This is a genomic window from Streptomyces sp. NPDC055243 (assembly GCF_044544025.1).
GTDB lineage: Bacteria > Actinomycetota > Actinomycetes > Streptomycetales > Streptomycetaceae > Streptomyces.
In genome coordinates this window covers 422,386-439,499 of record NZ_JBITWR010000007.1, presented here as the reverse complement: position 1 = coordinate 439,499, position 17,114 = coordinate 422,386, and the positions used below count along the sequence as shown (strand labels likewise).

Below are 17,114 nucleotides of genomic sequence, written 5' to 3'. Positions count from 1 at the left end.
GATGTGAGCCCGCGCATAGGACGCACGTCACGTACGAAGGTCCCTAGTGGATGAACAGGCCCTTTGTGGGCACGGGGTGCGCTGCCATCAGGGCCTACGGCGCGCCCCCTGATCCACTATCCGGCATCGTACGTCACTGCTTTGCCACAGAATTTTGCGCCCGCTAAGAATTGCTCCCGTCGCTCGGCGCCGCGGTCCCGCACCGCGGCGTTTGTGCCGGAGAAGCAAATGTCCCCCGCCGGCCAGAGCGACCTCCGCGATTCGAAGAGGTCCGTCTCCCATGTCCCAGCACAGCACCCCTGGTCATAGTCGCCCCGCGCTGACCAAGACCCAGAAGTTCTCGATCGCCGGTGTCGCCACGCTCGGCGCCGCCGCCCTCGCGTTCTCCCTCGTGCCGGGCAGCGCCGACGCCGGAACGCAGACGCAGAGCCTCGAAGCCGCCCCGGTGGCCTTCAAGCAGAACGTGGACGCCCAGCAGGCGGTCCACGCCGGCGTCATCAAGCAGCGGAACACCGCCGACAAGCAGGCCAAGGACGCCGCTGCCGCCAAGGCGAAGGGCGAGGCCGACGCCGCCGCGAAGAAGCGGGCCGACGAGGAGGCCGCGGCCAAGAAGAAGGCCGAGGACGAGCGCAAGGCCAAGGAAGCCGCGAGCCGTGCAGCCGCGCGCAAGCCGGTCTACGCCAACAACCTCGACGGCTGGATCCGCCAGTCCCTGGACATCATGAAGGCCAAGGGCATCCCCGGTTCCTACGAGGGCCTGCACCGCAACATCATCCGTGAGTCCGCGGGCGACCCGAACGCCAAGAACGGCTGGGACATCAACGCCATCAACGGCACCCCGTCGGTCGGCCTGCTCCAGGTCATCCAGCCCACGTTCAACGCGTACCACGTCGAGGGCACGTCCACGAACATCTACGACCCGGTCGCCAACATCACCGCCGCGGCCAACTACGCGGCCGACCGCTACGGCTCGATGGACAACGTGAACGGCGCCTACTGAGCCTGATCTCCTGATCAACGGACCTCTTCGCCGAGGCTCGTCAGACGCCGAAGGGCGGCACCCCCTGGGGGTGCCGCCCTTCTCGTCCGCCATGAAGCACATGGCACACGGCGTGCTTACTTGCGCATGACCTCGGGCTCGTGGCGGCGCAGCAGGCGCGCCACCGCGAAGCCGCAGGCCACGCCGATCAGGAGCAGGATCGTGATGTTCAGACCCCACTGGCCCGCCGAGTGCTCCCACAGCGGGTCGAGGTCGCCCGGCTTCTTCGGGTCCCACGGCGGCATGAGGTGCGCGAGGTCCAGCGTGGCGCCCGCGCCGGCGATGGCCCAGCGCGACGGCATCAGCCAGGCGAACTGCTCCAGGCCCGGCGAGCCGTAGACCTGGAAGAGCACGCCGGTGAAGACGACCTGGACGATCGCGAACATCACCAGGAGCGGCATGGTCTTCTCGGCGGTCTTCACCAGCGAGGAGATGACCAGGCCGAACATCATCGAGGTGAAGCCCAGGGCGATGATGACCAGGCAGATCTCCACGGCCGGAGGGAAGATCAGGCCCTCTTCCGGGAGGTCGCGCGTCGCGAAGCCGATGCCGCAGATGATGACGCCCTGCAGGGCAGTGATCACGCCGAGGACGATGACCTTGGACATCAGGTACGCCGAGCGGGACAGGCCGGTGGCCCGCTCCCGTTCGTAGATGACCCGTTCCTTGATCAGTTCTCGTACGGAGTTGGCGGCGCCCGAGAAGCACATGCCGACCGCCAGGATCAGCATGATCGTGCCCGCGTCGCCGTTGAACTTGACCGGCGGCTTGGGCGGGCCGAGCCCGAACTCGGCCGGGATCACGACGCTGACGATGCCGAGGACCGCGGGCAGGATCACCATCAGGCCCAGGAAGCCCTTGTCGGAGGCGATCACCGAGGTGTAGCGGCGGATCAGGGTCCACAGCTGCGAGCCCCAGCCCTGCGGCTTGGGCGGCCTGATCGCCTGCGGCGGCGGCATGTGGACCGACTGCGCGGCCACGGCGTCGATGTCGGCGGCGTACATCTGGTAGTGCTGAGAGCCCTTCCAGCGGCCCGCCCAGTCGTAGTCGCGGTAGTTCTCGAACGCCGAGAAGACGTCCGCCCACGTCGAGTAGCCGAAGAAGTTGAGCGCTTCCTCCGGCGGACCGAAGTAGGCGACCGAGCCGCCCGGCGCCATCACCAGGAGCTTGTCGCAGATCGCCAGCTCGGCGACCGAGTGCGTGACGACCAGGACCGTGCGGCCGTCGTCGGCGAGGCCGCGCAGGAGCTGCATGACGTCGCGGTCCATGCCCGGGTCGAGACCCGAGGTCGGCTCGTCCAGGAAGATCAGCGACGGCTTGGTGAGCAGCTCCAGGGCCACCGACACACGCTTGCGCTGGCCACCGGAGAGGGAGGTGACCTTCTTCTCCTTGTGGATGTCCAGCTTGAGCTCGCGCAGGACCTCGTCGATCCGCTGCTCGCGCTCCTGCTCGCTGGTGTCCGAGGGGAAGCGCAGCTTGGCGGCGTACTTGAGGGCCTTCTTGACGGTCAGTTCCTTGTGCAGGATGTCGTCCTGCGGGACAAGACCGATGCGCTGGCGCAGCTCGGCGAACTGCTTGTAGAGGTTCCGGTTGTCGTAGAGGACGTCACCCTTGTTGGCGGGCCGGTAGCCGGTGAGCGCCTTGAGCAGGGTGGACTTTCCGGAGCCCGAGGGGCCGATGACCGCGATGAGCGACTTCTCCGGGACGCCGAAGGAGACATCCTTGAGGATGTCCTTGCCGCCGTCGACCGTCACCGTCAGGTGGCGGGCGGAGAAGGAGATCTCACCGGTGTCGACGAACTCCTCGAGCCGGTCGCCGACGAGCCGGAACGTCGAGTGGCCGACGCTGACGATGTCGTTCGGGCCGATGAGGGCCGTGCCCGACTTCGCGACCGGCTGACCGTTGATGTACGTGCCGTTGTGCGAGCCGAGGTCGTGGATCTCGAAGCGGCCGTCCGGAGTGGCCGTGAACTCGGCGTGGTGGCGCGAGACCTGGAGGTCGGAGACGACCAGTTCGTTCTCCAGGGCGCGGCCGATGCGCATCTTGCGGCCGAGCGCGAGCTGGTGGAACGTCGTCGGGCTGCGATCACCGTAGACCGGCGGGGCCCCCGCGACACCGCCGGAACCGGGGCCCTGCTGCTGCGGGACCTGCGGCTGCTGAGGCTTCTGGTGCTGAGCCTGCTGCTGGGGCTGCGGCCAGCCCTGCTGCTGGGGCATCTGCTGCTGCGCCTGGTACTGCGACGCCTGCTGCTGGGACGCCTGGGCGGCCCAGCCGGGTCCGCCCTGCTGCCCGTGGTGCTGCGGTGCCTGGTGTTGCGGCGCCTGATGGGCCGGTGCCTGCTGAGCGGCCTGGTGCGGTGCGGCCTGCTGCGGTGCGGACACGGCGGCGGCGCCGGACGCGCTGCCGGAAACGTTCAGCCGCGGACCGTCGGTCGCGTTGCCGAGGTTCACTGCCGAGCCGGGGCCGATTTCCATCTGGTGGATCCGCTGGCCCTGCACAAAGGTGCCGTTGGTGCTGCCGTGGTCCTCGATGACCCAACTGCGGCCGCTCCAGCTGATCGTGGCGTGACGCCAGGACACCCTGGCGTCGTCAAGCGCGAGATCCCCCTGCGGATCACGTCCGAGGGTGTACGACCTGGACGGATCGAGCGTCCAGGTCCTTCCATTCAATTCCAGTACGAGTTCCGGCACTCCAGCCCCACTGAGTTGTCCCCCGAGCTAGCCCCCGTCATGGGGAGTCTAGGGATGTCGAACATCGGGAGGAACTATTTCAGGCGGAGGCCTCTGACCGAAAGTCGGGCCTTGTGAAGACTGCGTACGGGCCTGGGCGACCGCCCCGTTGACGGGGCAGAAACCGCCCCGGAGAGTAGTAACCGCCCATGAGTGCGTACGGATCATGCGCATTGCGCACATCTCGTACGGAACAGGGCGAGGCGCTGCGAGTCGGGGGGTCCTGATGGAGACCGGCGGGAAACAGGTCGAAGGCCGGGGTGTGCGGTGGGGCGATGTCCTGCTGTCCGCGATCGCCGCTGTGAGCTGGGCTCTTGTCGGCATGGCCGGCACCGCGGCGCTCGGCCTGCATCTGCTCGGCGCGGACACGGTGGGGTCACTGGGGCCGATGACCGCTGCCGTGGTGGCGCTCGGCGCGGGAGGCTCGGTCACCCCCTCCGGTGACGTCTCCGCCTTCGGACTCGATGGCGCAGAGGCGACCACCGCCATCGACATCGCGCCGCTCGGCGTCGGGCTCGCGGGCGCGCTTCTCCTTGCGTATTTTTTCCTACGCTCCCTGCGCGGGGCGGGAGTTGTGATCACTCCCGCCGAACTGGCCGCGCGCGCGGGCGCCGTGATCGCCCTCTTTCTGGCGATGCTCGGGGGGCTCGCCTGGGCGGGTCACGACATCATCACGATCGACGGTGACCAGCTGGGGATCGACAAGGGCATCGACGAGGGGATCGACCAGCTCCCGGACGACATCACGGACAAACTTCCCGACGGGCTCGGTGACATCGGCGGCCTGCTGCCCGACCGGCTCGGCGATCTCGCGCAGGCGAAGGCGGCGGTCGGCTTCACGGTGGACACGGGTCCGACGCTGCTCGGGGGCGCGATCTGGGTGATCGGCGTCCTGCTGATCGCGCTGCTCGCCTCACGTCGTACGCCGCTGCCGCGCGGGTGGGACGCCGTGCACCGCGTGGTGCGGCCTGCCGCCTCCGCGCTGGTCGCGGTGGTGCTCGTGGCGGTGCTCGCCGGGCTCGCGGCGGCGCTGTACGCGATGATCGGCGACGCGAATCCCAAGCGGATCGCGGGCGCCGCGCTGCTCGGGGCGCCGAACGGGGTGTGGCTCGGGGTGCCGATCGGGCTCCTCGTGCCGTGGGACGGCGAGGCGACGGGCCAGCTGGTGAAGCTGCTGCCGGACCCGCTGGACGACCTCCTCTCCGGGTCGGGCGCCTCGGGGGACGAGGCCGTGACACTGGGGCGGCTCGCGGAGCTCGACAGCCGGGTCTGGCTGCTGGGCGTCGCGGCGGCGCTGATGATCCTTTTCGCGGGGGTGCTCACCGCCGTCCGTACTCCTTACTCACGTGGCGAAACGGGCGCCCTGAGGTTCGCGGGGCAGTGTGCGGTGCGGCTCGGCGTGGTGACGGCGCTCGCGCTGCCGTTGATGGTGTGGCTGACGGGGGTCTCCGCGGATGCCTCGCTGTCGGTGCTCGGCTTCGACGCGTTCGGGGCGGGGATCGAGCTGCACGGTCAGCTGGGGATGGCGTTCCTGCTCGGCGCGGCGTGGGGCGTCGGTGCGGGCGCGGTGGGGGCGTTGCTCGCGGTGGCGAGCGGGGCCGCGGGCGGCAGGGTCTCGCCGTTCGCCGTCGCCGCGGCGGTTCCTGCGATGACGCCGCCGGCCGAGGTGGCCGCCGGTGCGGGGGCGCCGGGTGCGGGAGCGCCGGGTGCGGGAGCGCCGGGTGCGGGAGCGCCGGGTGCGGGAGCGCCGGGTGCGGGAGCGCCGGGTGCGGGAGCGCCGGGTGCGGGAGCACCGGGTGGGGCGGCGGGCGACGCCGCGGGGCCGTACAACCCCAGTGCCCCCTTCCGGCCGGCGAACCCCGACACGAACCCCTACCTCCGGCCGCCGCGTGATGTCTCCGGTGCGCCGACGGTGATCGGCCCGGTCACTCCTCCCCCACCGCGGGGGCAGTCGCGCCCCCGCTCCTCGGGTGGCGGCGACTGGCCCCCGCCACCACCACCGCCGCCTCCGCCACCTCCACCGGACGACCGGGGGCGGTAGACGCCGGGCAGTCGGGCGGTGGGGGGGGAGACCCGCCGCGAAGCGGGCGGGACAGAAGCACCCCGCCGACCGGCAGACGAACAACCGGCCTCCCCCACCCCCACCGGGAGGTGTCCGGCAAGCGGACCGCCCCACCGGGTGACCCGCACCGCCGGATACGGTGGGATCACCATGAGCGCTCCTCATCACCCGCACCCCGCCGATGTCCCCACGCTCCTCGTCAAGATCTTCGGCAAGGACCGTCCCGGAATCACCGCAGGCCTCTTCGACACCCTCGCCGCCTACTCCGTCGACGTCGTCGACATCGAGCAGGTCGTCACGCGTGGCCGCATAGTGCTGTGCGCGCTCGTCACCGCGCCGCCGGCCGGCCTGGAGGGCGACCTGCGCTCCACCGTGCACAGCTGGGCCGATTCCCTGCGGATGCAGGCCGAGATCATCTCGGGCATCGGTGACAACCGTCCCCGTGGCCTCGGCCGTTCCCACGTCACGGTGCTCGGTCACCCCCTCACCGCCGAGTCGACCGCCGCCATCGCAGCACGCATCACCGGGACCGGCGGCAACATCGACCGCATCTTCCGGCTCGCCAAGTACCCGGTCACCGCGGTGGAGTTCGCCGTCTCCGGCACGGAGACCGAGCCGCTGCGCACCGCCCTCGCCCTGGAGGCGGCGAAGCTCGGCGTGGACGTCGCCGTCGTCGCGGCGGGTCTGCACCGCCGCGCCCAGCGGCTCATCGTGATGGACGTCGACTCGACCCTCATCCAGGACGAGGTGATCGAGCTCTTCGCGGCGCACGCCGGCTGCGAGGACAAGGTCGCCGAGGTGACCGCCGCCGCGATGGCCGGAGAGCTGGACTTCGAGCAGTCGCTGCACGCCCGCGTGGAGCTGCTCGCCGGGCTCGACGCCTCGGTCGTCGACAAGGTCCGCTCCGAGGTCCGCCTCACCCCGGGTGCCCGCACCCTCATCCGCACGCTCAAGCGCCTCGGCTACCAAGTGGGCGTCGTATCGGGCGGGTTCACGCAGGTCACCGATGATCTGAAGGAACGTCTCGGCCTCGACTTCGCCCAGGCCAACACCCTGGAGATCGTCGACGGCAAGCTCACCGGCAAGGTGACCGGCGAGATCGTGGACCGCGCGGGCAAGGCCCGGCTGCTGCGCCGCTTCGCCGACGAGGCCGGGGTCCCGCTGGAGCAGACCGTCGCGATCGGCGACGGCGCCAACGACCTCGACATGCTGAACGCGGCCGGTCTCGGTGTCGCCTTCAACGCCAAGCCCGTCGTCCGCGAGGCCGCGCACACGGCGGTGAACGTCCCCTTCCTCGACACCGTCCTCTACCTCCTCGGCGTCACCCGCGAAGAGGTCGAAGCGGCGGACACGCACACCGACTGAGCCGGGCCGACTCCTTCGTCGTCACGCACGTACGCCGATGGGCCCCGATACCGCGGCGGTATCGGGGCCCATCGGCGTACGTGCGTCAGGACCTGTTGTCGGGGACCTACTCGGACGGCGCCCAGTAGTCGGCCAGCGTGCCGACCCCGGGCTCCAGGGCCTTCCACGAGCCGGAGTACGTCAGGACGGCGAAGGCGGAAGTCGGGAAGCCGCGGCGGTCCATCCGAGTACGGGCGTCGCCCTCGGCGTCACCCGCGAGGATGTCGGCGAGCCCCTGCACCCCGGGGTTGTGGCCGATCAGTACGACGTTCTGCACGTCGTCCGGGGTTTCGTTGAGCACGGCGATCAGCTCGCCCGGAGAGGCCTCGTACAGCCGGTCCTCGTAGACGGTCTTGGGCCTGTGCGGCAGCTCATGGACGGCGAGCTTCCATGTCTCGCGGGTCCTGGCGGCGGTCGAGCAGAGGGCCAGGTCGAAGGGGATGCCGCTGTCGGCCAGCTTGCGCCCGGCGACGGGGGCATCCTTGCGGCCCCGCTCCGCGAGCGGGCGCTCGTGGTCGGACACCTGCGGCCAGTCGGCCTTCGCATGCCGGAAAAGGACAATCCTGCGGGGTTCTGCGACGCTCATGCGTCCCAGCTTCGCATGAAAGGCGCCAGCGGGCGCAAGGAGTTGGCGTGCTCCCCCGGCACGGGTGACGGCGTCCACCCGGGGCAGGTCACGGGGTCGTACGGAAGACCGTCTCCTGGATGCGCTCGAGCACGTTTGTCACCACCGGCTCGCCGCTCGCCGCGTGTGCGTCGGCCGGGTTCAGGATCAGCAGGAGCAGGGCCGCGAAGGCGATGGCGGGAAGGGCGATCGCCCACCACGGAAGCTGGATCTCGACGCTCGCAGAGTCCTGGCGGGCTCCCGGGTCGCGCCGAATGTGCGAACGGGCCGACATGCCGCCTCCGTGGTCTTCGAGTCCTCCGTGCCACGTCTTCGCGGCCACATCTCGAAGGTACGGATCAGGCGACCCTCAGCACATCCGGTGATCCACCCACTTGACCCTGACACTGGCCCCCTAGGGGATGGTGGTGCTAACCCCACCATCCGCCCTGCCGGGGTCAGTTCACGGCGACGCGATGGAGGCGATGATGCCGATGACCACGGTGATGGCCAGCATCGCGCCGAGCACGATGAGCAGCTTCTTCTGGCCGTTCTGGGGGTTCGGATCGAGCACTGGCATGGGGAGAGTCTCGCACCCTTTGTCCGAGGGGCCTCCGCCGGGGTCGGCCGACGGAGGCACCGGGGCGGCCGGCGGAGGCCTCCGCCGGCCGACGAGGCCCAGGGGTCAGGCAGCCGCCGCGACCTCGTCCTCGACCGTGCGGTTGCGGCCCGCGAGGATGCCCACCACGATCTGCGGCACCATCAGGCCCGCCATGAGCGCGATCGGCAGCCCCCAGCCGCCGCTGTGCTGGTAGAGCACGCCCACCAGGAGCGGCCCCGGGATCGAGATCAGGTAGCCCGTGCTCTGCGCGAAGGCCGAGAGCTTGGCGACGCCCACGCTGCTCTTGGCCCGCATGCCGACCATGGTGAGGGCCAGCGGGAAGGCGCAGTTGGAGACGCCGAGCAGCAGGGCCCACGCCCAGGCGCCGCTCTCGGGGGCGAGGTAGAGACCCGCGTACCCGGCCAGGCCGCAGGCGCCGAGGACGACCACCACGGGGCCCTGGTTCGGCAGCCGCGTGGCGACGCGCGGGATGACGAAGGCCAGCGGCACGCCCATCGCCATGGTGACGGCGAGCAGCACACCGGCCTCCCCCGCGGGGACCCCGGCGTCACGGAAGATCTGCGGCATCCAGCCCATCGTGATGTACGCGGCGGTGGCCTGCAGCCCGAAGAAGCAGGCCAGCGCCCACGCCGTACGGCTGCGGGTGATGCGCAGGCCCGCGTCCTCCTGACGCACCGTGGGGCTGACGTGCTCCGGGGCGGCGGACGCGGCGGTGCGGTCGCGCACGAGCGGCACCCACGGCACGACGGCGACTACGGCGAGCACCGCCCACACCGCGAGCCCGGACTGCCAACTGCCGCCCAGCGCATCGGTCATGGGCACCGTGACGGCGGCCGCCATCGACGTGCCGAGCGCGAGCGCCATCGAGTAGAGCCCGGTCATCGAGCCGACCCGGTCCGGGAACCAGCGCTTGACGATCACCGGCATCAGGACGTTGCTGACCGCGATGCCCATGAGGGCGAGCGCGCTGGCGGCGAGGAAGCCGACGGTGCCGCCCAGGAAGGGGCGGATGGCCAGGCCCGTGGCGATCGCGGCCATGCCCGCGCAGACGACCGCGCTGGGGCCGAACCGGCGGGCGAGCCGCGGCGCCATCACTCCGAAGACCGCGAAACAGAGCGGCGGGACGGAGGTGAGCAGTCCGGCGAGCGTGCCGCTCATGCCGAGCCCGACACGCACCTCTTCGAGGAGGGAGCCGAGGCTGGTGATGGCCGGGCGGAGGTTGAGGGCGGCCAGGACGATGCCGACGATGACCAGACGCGTCGCCCACGCGCGCGTGGGGGGCTGTTTCTCCGCTGCCCCGCTCGCCGCGTCGGTACGTATCGGTGTCGTCGTCTGTGTCGGTGTCATCGTCCCGGTTTCCTCACTAGCCATGGGGCCATCATAGAATCATGGGATGATTGGCTGTCCAATCCGTTGTCGCTGTTTCCGTCACTCTGTTGCCTCCGTCCCCGTCACATCCTGTTGTCCCTGTCTCCGTCACATCGCGCACGAAGGAACGTCATGCCGCTGACCACCCCTCACCGCTCAGCGCTCTCCGAGCAGGTCATCGCCGAGCTGCGTAACCAGATCTCGTCGGGCGAGTGGCCGGTCGGCTCCCGCATCCCCACCGAGCCCGAGCTGGTCGAGCAGCTGGGCGTGGCGCGCAACACCGTCCGGGAGGCGGTGCGCGCCCTCGCGCACAACGGCCTCCTCGACATCCGCCAGGGCTCGGGCACCTACGTGGTCGCGACGAGCGAGCTGGCCGGCGTGATGCAGCGCAGGTTCGCCGACGCGGAGCCCCGGCACATCGCGGAGCTGCGCAGCACCCTGGAGTCGAGCGCGGCGACGCTGGCCGCGCAGCGGCGCACGGAGCGCGACCTCAAGCAGCTCGACGCCCTTCTGGAGCGCCGTGAGGAGGCATGGGAGTCCGGCGACGCGGAGGCCTTCGTGGCGGCCGACGCGACCTTCCACCTGGCGGTCGTGGCCGCGTCCCACAACGACGTGATGACGGCGATGTACGCGGACCTCGGCGAGGTCCTGCGGGACTGGCTGCGCGAGGACGTCGGCGAGAAGCTGACCCCCGAGAGCCACATGGACCACGCCCGGCTCGTCGACGCGATCCGGGAGAAGGACGCGGAGGCGGCCGCCAAGGAGGCCGCCGCCTACCCGTTCATGTGCCGCCCCGAGCGGTTCACGTCTGACGGCTGACTCGCTGCCTTCGGCTCACTCACTTCTGGTGGCTGACCCAGACGGACCGGATCTCTTTCCAGCACCGCCCGGTGAGCCGCACCGTCTGGGCGGGCCCGGCCTCCACGGAGACTCCGTCGCTGTCGATGTCCCACCACTGCTCGCACTCCACGTGCAGCCGGACCCGGTCGGTCTCGGGGTACGGGTTGTGGCAGTGCGCGACCGCGTCCGAACCCTCGACGCTGACGCGGCACTCCGCGCCGAACGGCCGCGGTTCGACCGCCTCCACGCGTGCGCGTGGCGGCCTCGCCTCTCCGACGGCGTGCGACGCGGCGCCGGGCAGGGCGATCAGCAGGGTGAGAGCGGCGAGCACCGCAGGAGGTGACGGGCGCACACCTCAGGGTGCGCGCTCGTGCCCCGACCGCGCCCGGCCAGTGGGCCGAACGGGCGACGCCCCGCCTCCCGCGCAGGGCGGGGGCGGGGCGTCGGGAACGTACGAAATGCCTGGTCAGGCACCCATCATGTGCACGCCGCCGTCGACGTGGACGATCTCGCCCGTCGTCTTGGGGAAGAAGTCCGAGAGCAGCGCGACGACGCCGCGGCCCGCGGGCTCCGGGTCGGCCATGTTCCACGCCAGCGGGGAACGGGTGTTCCACACGTCGGCCAGCTCCGTGAAGCCCGGGATGGACTTCGCGGCCATCGAGCCGATCGGGCCCGCCGAGATGAGGTTGCAGCGGATGTTGTCCTTGCCCAGGTCACGCCCGAGGTAGCGCGAGGTGGCCTCCAGGGCGGCCTTGGCCGGACCCATCCAGTCGTACTGCGGCCAGGCGAACTGCGCGTCGAAGGTGAGGCCGACGATCGCGGCGCCGTCGCTCATCAGCGGCCGGCAGGCCATGGCGAGCGACTTCAGGGAGAACGCCGAGACGTGCATGGCCGTGGCGACCGACTCGAAGGGCGTGTTGAGGAAGTTGCCGCCGAGCGCGTCCTGCGGGGCGAAGCCGATGGAGTGGACGACGCCGTCCAGGCCGCCGAGCTCCTCGCGGACGAGGCCCTCGAGGCGGTCCAGGTGCTCCTGGTTGGTCACGTCGAGCTCGATGACCTTGGCGGGCTTGGGCAGCTTCTTGGCGATGCGCTCGGTGAGCGTGGGGCGCGGGAAGGCGGTGAGGATGACCTCGGCGCCCTGCTCCTGCGCGACCTTGGCCGCGTGGAACGCGATGGAGGACTCCATCAGCACGCCCGTGATCAAGATCTTCTTGCCGTCGAGAATTCCGCTCATGGTGATCAGTGACCCATGCCCAATCCGCCGTCAACCGGGATGACGGCTCCAGTGATGTACGAAGCGTCGTCCGAGGCGAGGAACTTCACCGCCGCGGCGATCTCCTCGGGCTGCGCGTAACGGCCGAGCGGCACCTGCGCCATGATGTTCGACCGCTGGTCGTCGGTGAGTGCCTTGGTCATGTCGGTGTCGACGAAACCGGGCGCCACGACGTTGAAGGTGAGGTTGCGCGACCCGAGCTCACGGGCGAGCGAGCGCGCGAAGCCGACCAGGCCCGCCTTGGACGCGGCGTAGTTCGCCTGCCCCGGGCCGCCCATCAGGCCGACGACGGAGGAGATCAGCACGACGCGGCCCTTCTTGGCACGCAGCATGCCGCGGTTGGCGCGCTTCACGACACGGAAGGTGCCGGTGAGGTTGGTGTCGAGGACGGACGTGAAGTCCTCCTCGGACATCCGCATGAGGAGCTGGTCCTTGGTGATCCCGGCGTTGGCCACCAGGACTTCCACCGGACCGTGCTTCTCCTCGATCTCCTTGTAGGCCTGCTCCACCTGCTCGGTGTCCGTGATGTCGCACTTGACGGCGAGGACTCCGAGCTCGGTGAGGGCCTGGGGCGGTTCACCCGAGCGGTAGGTGATCGCGACCTTGTCGCCGGCGTCGGCGAAGACGCGGGCGATGGCGAGGCCGATGCCCCGGTTTCCTCCGGTGACGAGAACCGAGCGGCTCAACGGATCACCCTTTCGATAGCGGTCTGGTACCTCGAAAACCTATCGGTACGGTGCTCCATACGGAGAATCGACGACCGACAGTGGCGTACCGGACTCACTGTCGGGTCCCTACAGAAAACTCTGGCCGCCGGGCCTCCACGCGCGACATGATCTGATACCGACCCGTGCCGACAGCAGGGAGACATCCGTGCCTCATTCCATCGATGAAGCCTTCACGGCACTGCCGCTCAGGGCTCTCGCCGACGCCGCGCTCGCCCGCGCGCGTGCGCTGGGCGCGGACCACGCGGACTTCCGCCTCGAGCGGGTGCGCAGCGCCTCCTGGCGGCTGCGGGACGCCAAGCCGTCCGGCACGTCGGACACCACGGACCTCGGCTACGCGGTCCGTGTCGTGCACGGCGGGACCTGGGGGTTCGCCTCGGGTGTGGATCTGACGATGGGCGCGGCGGCGAAGGTCGCGTCCCAGGCCGTGGCGATGGCCAAGCTCTCGGCGAAGGTCATCAAGGCTGCGGGTTCGGACGAGCGCGTGGAGCTGGCCGCCGAGCCGGTGCACGCGGAGAAGACCTGGATCTCCTCGTACGAGATCGACCCGTTCTCCGTGCCGGACGAGGACAAGAGCGGGCTGCTCGCCGAGTGGAGCTCCCGGCTCCTCGCCGCCGACGGCGTCTCGCACGTCGACGCCTCGCTGCTCACCGTGCACGAGAACAAGTTCTACGCGGACACGGCGGGGACGGTGACCACGCAGCAGCGGGTCCGCCTGCACCCGCAGCTCACCGCGGTCGCGGTGGACGAGACGAGCGGCGAGTTCGACTCGATGCGGACCATCGCGCCGCCGGTCGGGCGCGGCTGGGAGTACCTCACCGGGACCGGCTGGGACTGGGACGCCGAGCTGGACCGCATCCCCGAGCACCTCGCCGAGAAGATGCGGGCGCCGAGCGTGGAGGCAGGCACGTACGACCTGGTCGTGGACCCCTCGAACCTCTGGCTGACCATCCACGAGTCCATCGGCCACGCCACCGAGCTCGACCGCGCGCTCGGCTACGAGGCGGCGTACGCGGGGACGTCGTTCGCCACCTTCGACCAGCTCGGCAAGCTCGCGTACGGCTCGTCGATCATGAATGTGACGGGCGACAGGACCGCCGAGCACGGGCTCTCCACCATCGGGTACGACGACGAGGGCGTGGCCGCGCAGTCCTGGGACCTGGTGAAGGACGGCACCCTGGTCGGCTATCAGCTGGACCGGCGCATCGCGAGGCTCACCGGTTTCGAGCGCTCCAACGGCTGCGCGTACGCGGACTCCCCCGGCCATGTGCCGGTGCAGCGCATGGCGAACGTGTCGCTCGCGCCGGACCCCGGCGGGCTCGCCACGGAGGATCTGATCGGGGGCGTCGACCGCGGCATCTACGTGGTGGGCGACCGGTCCTGGTCGATCGACATGCAGCGGTACAACTTCCAGTTCACCGGACAGCGCTTCTACCGCATCGAGAACGGCCGCATCACCGGCCAGCTGCGCGATGTCGCGTACCAGGCGACGACCACCGATTTCTGGGGGTCGATGGCCGCGGTCGGCGGCCCGCAGACGTACGTGCTCGGCGGCGCCTTCAACTGCGGCAAGGCCCAGCCGGGCCAGGTCGCGGCGGTCTCGCACGGCTGCCCCTCGGCCCTGTTCCGAGGCGTCAACATCCTCAACACGACGCAGGAGGCGGGTCGATGAGCTCTCGTACGAACGGTTCGAACCGCACCAACAAGCCGCACGAGATCGTCGAGCGCGCCCTGGAGCTGTCCACCGCCGACGGCTGCGTCGTCATCGCCGACGAGCACTCGACCGCGAACCTGCGCTGGGCGGGCAACGCCCTGACCACGAACGGCGTCACCCGCGGCCGCACCCTCACCGTCGTCGCGACCGTCGACGGCAAGGAGGGCACCGCTTCCGGCGTCGTCTCGCGCTCGGCCGTCACCAAGGACGAGCTGGAGCCCCTGGTCCGCGCCGCCGAGCACGCCGCGCGCGGGGCGGGCCCCGCCGAGGACGCGCAGCCGCTGGTCGCCGGGGGCAAGGAGTCCGCGGACTTCAGGGAGGCGCCCGCCGAGACGTCCTCCGCCGTCTTCGCGGACTTCGCCCCCGCGCTCGGCGAGGCGTTCGCCACGGCCCGCGCGGGCGGGCGTGAGCTGTACGGCTTCGCCAACCACGAGCTGGTGTCGAGCTATCTCGGTACGTCGACGGGGCTGCGCCTGCGGCACGACCAGCCCAACGGCACCCTGGAGCTGAATGCCAAGTCCCCGGACCGTACGAAGTCGGCGTGGGCGGGGCGCGCGACCCGGGACTTCGGGGACGTCGACCCGGCGGCGCTCGACGCTGAGCTGGCCAAGCGTCTGGGCTGGGCGCGGCGGCGCGTCGACCTGCCGGCCGGGCGGTACGAGACGATCCTGCCGCCGACCGCCGTCGCGGACCTGCTGATCTACCAGCTGTGGTCGGCGTCGGCCCGGGACGCGGCCGAGGGCCGGACGGTGTTCTCCAAGCCGGGCGGCGGCACCCGCGTCGGCGACCGGCTCGCCGAGCTGCCCCTGACGCTGCGCAGCGACCCGAACGAGCCGGGCCTGGAGTCCGCGCCGTTCGTGCTCGCGCACGCCTCGGGCGGTGACTCGTCCGTCTTCGACAACGGACTTCCGCTCGCCCCCACCGACTGGGTGCGGGCCGGCGAGCTCGCGCATCTGACCAGCACCCGGCACAGCGCGGCCCTGACCGGCCTGCCGGTGGCCCCGGCCATCGACAACCTCATCCTGGACGGCGGCACCGACCGCTCCCTGGAGGAGATGGTCGCGAGCACGGAGCGCGGGCTGCTGTTGACCTGCCTCTGGTACATCCGCGAGGTGGACCCGGCCACGCTGCTGCTCACCGGGCTCACCCGGGACGGCGTCTACCTCGTGGAGAACGGCGAGGTGGTGGGCGAGGTGAACAACTTCCGTTTCAACGAGTCGCCGGTCGACGTGCTCTCGCGGGCCGCCGAGGCCGGGCGCACGGAGAAGACGCTGCCCCGGGAGTGGGGCGACTGGTTCACCAGGGCCGCGATGCCCGCCCTGCGCATCCCCGACTTCAACATGAGCTCGGTCAGCCAAGGCGTGTGACGCCCATAGACTGGCCGGTACCGGTTGGTACCGGCCAGAGCTTTTCCCAGCAGCCTTTCAAGGAGACACAAGACCGTGACGGACATCGTCGACGAGCTGAAGTGGCGCGGGCTTTTCGCCCTGTCCACGGACGAAGATGCACTGCGCAAGGCGCTCGCGGACGGCCCCGTCACGTTCTATTGCGGCTTCGACCCCACCGCGGCCAGCCTGCACGTCGGCCACTTGGTGCAGGTCCTCACGGTGCGCCGGCTCCAGCAGGCCGGGCACCGGCCGCTCGCCCTGGTGGGCGGCGCCACGGGCCAGATCGGTGACCCGCGGCCGACCGCCGAGCGCACCCTGAACGACCCCGAGACGGTCGCGAACTGGGTGGCCCGGCTGCGCTCGCAGATCGAGCCGTTCCTGTCCTTCGAGGGCGAGAACGCCGCGGTGATGGTCAACAACCTGGACTGGACCGCGGGAATGTCCGCGATCGAGTTCCTGCGGGACATCGGCAAGCACTTCCGCGTGAACAAGATGCTGACCAAGGACTCCGTGGCCCGGCGCCTGGAGTCGCAGGAGGGCATCTCCTACACGGAGTTCAGCTACCAGCTGCTGCAGGGCATGGACTTCCTGGAGCTCTACCGGCGCTACGGCTGCACGCTGCAGTCCGGCGGATCCGACCAGTGGGGCAACCTCACGGCGGGCATCGACCTGATCCACCGCCTGGAGCCGGACGCCGCGGTGCACGCCGTCGGCACGCCGCTGATGGTCAAGGCGGACGGCACCAAGTTCGGCAAGTCCGAGAGCGGCGCCGTCTGGCTCGACCCGGAGATGACCACGCCGTACGCGTTCTACCAGTTCTGGCTGAACGTGGACGACCGGGACGTCTCGACGTACATGCGCATCCTCAGCTTCAAGTCCCGCGAGGAGCTCGAGGAGATCGAGAAGCTCACCGAGGAGCGCCCGCAGGCCCGTGCGGCCCAGCGCGCGCTCGCCGAGGAGCTGACGACGCTGGTGCACGGCGCCGACCAGTGCGCCGCGGTCATCGCCGCGTCCAAGGCGCTGTTCGGCCAGGGCGAGCTCGGCGACCTCGACGAGGCGACGCTGAGCGCGGCCCTCTCCGAGCTGCCGCGCGTCCAGGTCACCGAGCTCGGCCCGGTGGTGGACCTCCTCGCGGAGGTCGGCCTGGTGGCGAGCAAGTCCGCGGCCCGGCGCACGGTCAAGGAGGGCGGGGCCTACGTGAACAACGCGAAGGTCGCGTCCGAGGACGCCGTACCGTCCCGCGACGAGCTGCTGCACGGGCGCTGGCTCGTGCTGCGCCGGGGCAAGAAGAACCTGGCGGCGGTCGAGGTCACCGCGGGCTGACCCGCTTCCCGTACGCGCGCGAG

15 protein-coding genes are annotated in these 17,114 nt (G+C 70.6%); 7 read left to right on the top strand and 8 right to left on the bottom strand.

All coding sequences use genetic code 11. From position 1 onward, the window contains the following. Positions 1-280 precede the first annotated feature (280 nt). Positions 281-1,000 carry a transglycosylase SLT domain-containing protein gene (locus ACIGXX_RS22990; protein ID WP_399978180.1) on the top strand — a complete coding sequence of 240 codons (720 nt, stop codon included), beginning with the start codon at positions 281-283 and terminating at the stop codon, positions 998-1,000. Between the two features lie 116 nt (positions 1,001-1,116). Here the strand turns inward: ACIGXX_RS22990 and ACIGXX_RS22985 are convergent, their stop codons facing one another. Beyond that, on the bottom strand, positions 1,117-3,729 hold the full coding sequence (locus tag ACIGXX_RS22985) for an FHA domain-containing protein (protein ID WP_399978177.1): 2,613 nt from the start codon (positions 3,727-3,729) through the stop codon (positions 1,117-1,119). Between the two features lie 265 nt (positions 3,730-3,994). On the opposite strand from ACIGXX_RS22985, the gene ACIGXX_RS22980 reads away from it, so the two are divergent. Both ACIGXX_RS22980 and serB read left to right on the top strand, forming a co-directional pair. Next, on the top strand, positions 3,995-5,809 hold the full coding sequence (locus ACIGXX_RS22980) for a streptophobe family protein (RefSeq protein ID WP_399978174.1): 1,815 nt from the start codon (positions 3,995-3,997) through the stop codon (positions 5,807-5,809). Between the two features lie 171 nt (positions 5,810-5,980). Continuing rightward, entirely contained in the window at positions 5,981-7,195 is a 1,215-nt protein-coding gene (gene serB, locus ACIGXX_RS22975; RefSeq protein ID WP_351161773.1) for a phosphoserine phosphatase SerB, read from the top strand. Between the two features lie 106 nt (positions 7,196-7,301). Here the strand turns inward: serB and ACIGXX_RS22970 are convergent, their stop codons facing one another. The 4 genes from ACIGXX_RS22970 to ACIGXX_RS22955 all read right to left on the bottom strand — a co-directional run bounded on the left by ACIGXX_RS22970 (position 7,302) and on the right by ACIGXX_RS22955 (position 9,831). Next, a complete protein-coding gene (locus ACIGXX_RS22970; RefSeq protein ID WP_351161775.1) occupies positions 7,302-7,820 on the bottom strand; it encodes a histidine phosphatase family protein in 519 nt (172 codons plus the stop codon). Between the two features lie 88 nt (positions 7,821-7,908). Continuing rightward, positions 7,909-8,181: a hypothetical protein gene (locus ACIGXX_RS22965; protein WP_399978170.1), complete on the bottom strand. Its 273-nt coding sequence runs from the start codon at positions 8,179-8,181 to the stop codon at positions 7,909-7,911. A gap of 120 nt (positions 8,182-8,301) precedes the next feature. Continuing rightward, positions 8,302-8,418 carry an SGM_5486 family transporter-associated protein gene (locus ACIGXX_RS22960; RefSeq protein ID WP_351161777.1) on the bottom strand — a complete coding sequence of 39 codons (117 nt, stop codon included), beginning with the start codon at positions 8,416-8,418 and terminating at the stop codon, positions 8,302-8,304. Between the two features lie 105 nt (positions 8,419-8,523). Beyond that, on the bottom strand, positions 8,524-9,831 hold the full coding sequence (locus ACIGXX_RS22955) for a CynX/NimT family MFS transporter (RefSeq protein ID WP_351161779.1): 1,308 nt from the start codon (positions 9,829-9,831) through the stop codon (positions 8,524-8,526). 129 nt (positions 9,832-9,960) lie between these two features. On the opposite strand from ACIGXX_RS22955, the gene ACIGXX_RS22950 reads away from it, so the two are divergent. Then, on the top strand, positions 9,961-10,647 hold the full coding sequence (locus ACIGXX_RS22950) for a FadR/GntR family transcriptional regulator (protein WP_351161780.1): 687 nt from the start codon (positions 9,961-9,963) through the stop codon (positions 10,645-10,647). Between the two features lie 19 nt (positions 10,648-10,666). Here ACIGXX_RS22950 and ACIGXX_RS22945 read toward each other — a convergent pair whose 3' ends face one another. The 3 genes from ACIGXX_RS22945 to fabG form a co-directional block, all read right to left on the bottom strand. Continuing rightward, positions 10,667-10,999 (bottom strand): hypothetical protein, encoded by a 333-nt coding sequence (locus tag ACIGXX_RS22945; protein ID WP_351161782.1) that lies wholly within the window; start codon positions 10,997-10,999, stop codon positions 10,667-10,669. 135 nt (positions 11,000-11,134) lie between these two features. Beyond that, a complete protein-coding gene (fabI, locus tag ACIGXX_RS22940) occupies positions 11,135-11,902 on the bottom strand; it encodes an enoyl-ACP reductase FabI (protein ID WP_351161784.1) in 768 nt (255 codons plus the stop codon). 5 nt (positions 11,903-11,907) lie between these two features. Then, entirely contained in the window at positions 11,908-12,627 is a 720-nt protein-coding gene (gene fabG, locus ACIGXX_RS22935) for a 3-oxoacyl-[acyl-carrier-protein] reductase (RefSeq protein WP_351161786.1), read from the bottom strand. 187 nt (positions 12,628-12,814) lie between these two features. On the opposite strand from fabG, the gene ACIGXX_RS22930 reads away from it, so the two are divergent. The 3 genes from ACIGXX_RS22930 (at position 12,815) to tyrS (ending at position 17,091) form a co-directional block, all read left to right on the top strand. After that, the gene (locus ACIGXX_RS22930) at positions 12,815-14,338 is read left to right on the top strand and encodes a TldD/PmbA family protein (RefSeq protein ID WP_351161788.1); all 1,524 of its coding nucleotides are present in this window, start codon (positions 12,815-12,817) and stop codon (positions 14,336-14,338) included. Beyond that, entirely contained in the window at positions 14,335-15,747 is a 1,413-nt protein-coding gene (locus ACIGXX_RS22925; protein ID WP_351161790.1) for a metallopeptidase TldD-related protein, read from the top strand. Before ACIGXX_RS22930 ends, ACIGXX_RS22925 begins: the two co-directional genes overlap by 4 nt. A 75-nt stretch (positions 15,748-15,822) precedes the next feature. Next, complete coding sequence (gene tyrS / locus ACIGXX_RS22920; RefSeq protein WP_361463442.1) at positions 15,823-17,091, top strand: tyrosine--tRNA ligase; 1,269 nt, start codon at positions 15,823-15,825, stop codon at positions 17,089-17,091. Positions 17,092-17,114: the final 23 nt, after the last annotated feature.

What these genes read in the sequence shown, in the direction of transcription:
- ACIGXX_RS22990 (WP_399978180.1), top strand. Translation starts at nt 281, where the DNA reads ATGTCCCAGCACAGCACCCCTGGTCATAGTCGCCCCGCGCTGACCAAG.
- ACIGXX_RS22980 (WP_399978174.1), top strand. Translation starts at nt 3,995, where the DNA reads ATGGAGACCGGCGGGAAACAGGTCGAAGGCCGGGGTGTGCGGTGGGGC.
- serB (WP_351161773.1), top strand. Translation starts at nt 5,981, where the DNA reads ATGAGCGCTCCTCATCACCCGCACCCCGCCGATGTCCCCACGCTCCTC.
- ACIGXX_RS22970 (WP_351161775.1), bottom strand. Translation starts at nt 7,820, where the DNA reads ATGAGCGTCGCAGAACCCCGCAGGATTGTCCTTTTCCGGCATGCGAAG.
- ACIGXX_RS22960 (WP_351161777.1), bottom strand. Translation starts at nt 8,418, where the DNA reads ATGCCAGTGCTCGATCCGAACCCCCAGAACGGCCAGAAGAAGCTGCTC.
- ACIGXX_RS22955 (WP_351161779.1), bottom strand. Translation starts at nt 9,831, where the DNA reads ATGGCTAGTGAGGAAACCGGGACGATGACACCGACACAGACGACGACA.
- ACIGXX_RS22950 (WP_351161780.1), top strand. Translation starts at nt 9,961, where the DNA reads ATGCCGCTGACCACCCCTCACCGCTCAGCGCTCTCCGAGCAGGTCATC.
- fabI (WP_351161784.1), bottom strand. Translation starts at nt 11,902, where the DNA reads ATGAGCGGAATTCTCGACGGCAAGAAGATCTTGATCACGGGCGTGCTG.
- ACIGXX_RS22925 (WP_351161790.1), top strand. Translation starts at nt 14,335, where the DNA reads ATGAGCTCTCGTACGAACGGTTCGAACCGCACCAACAAGCCGCACGAG.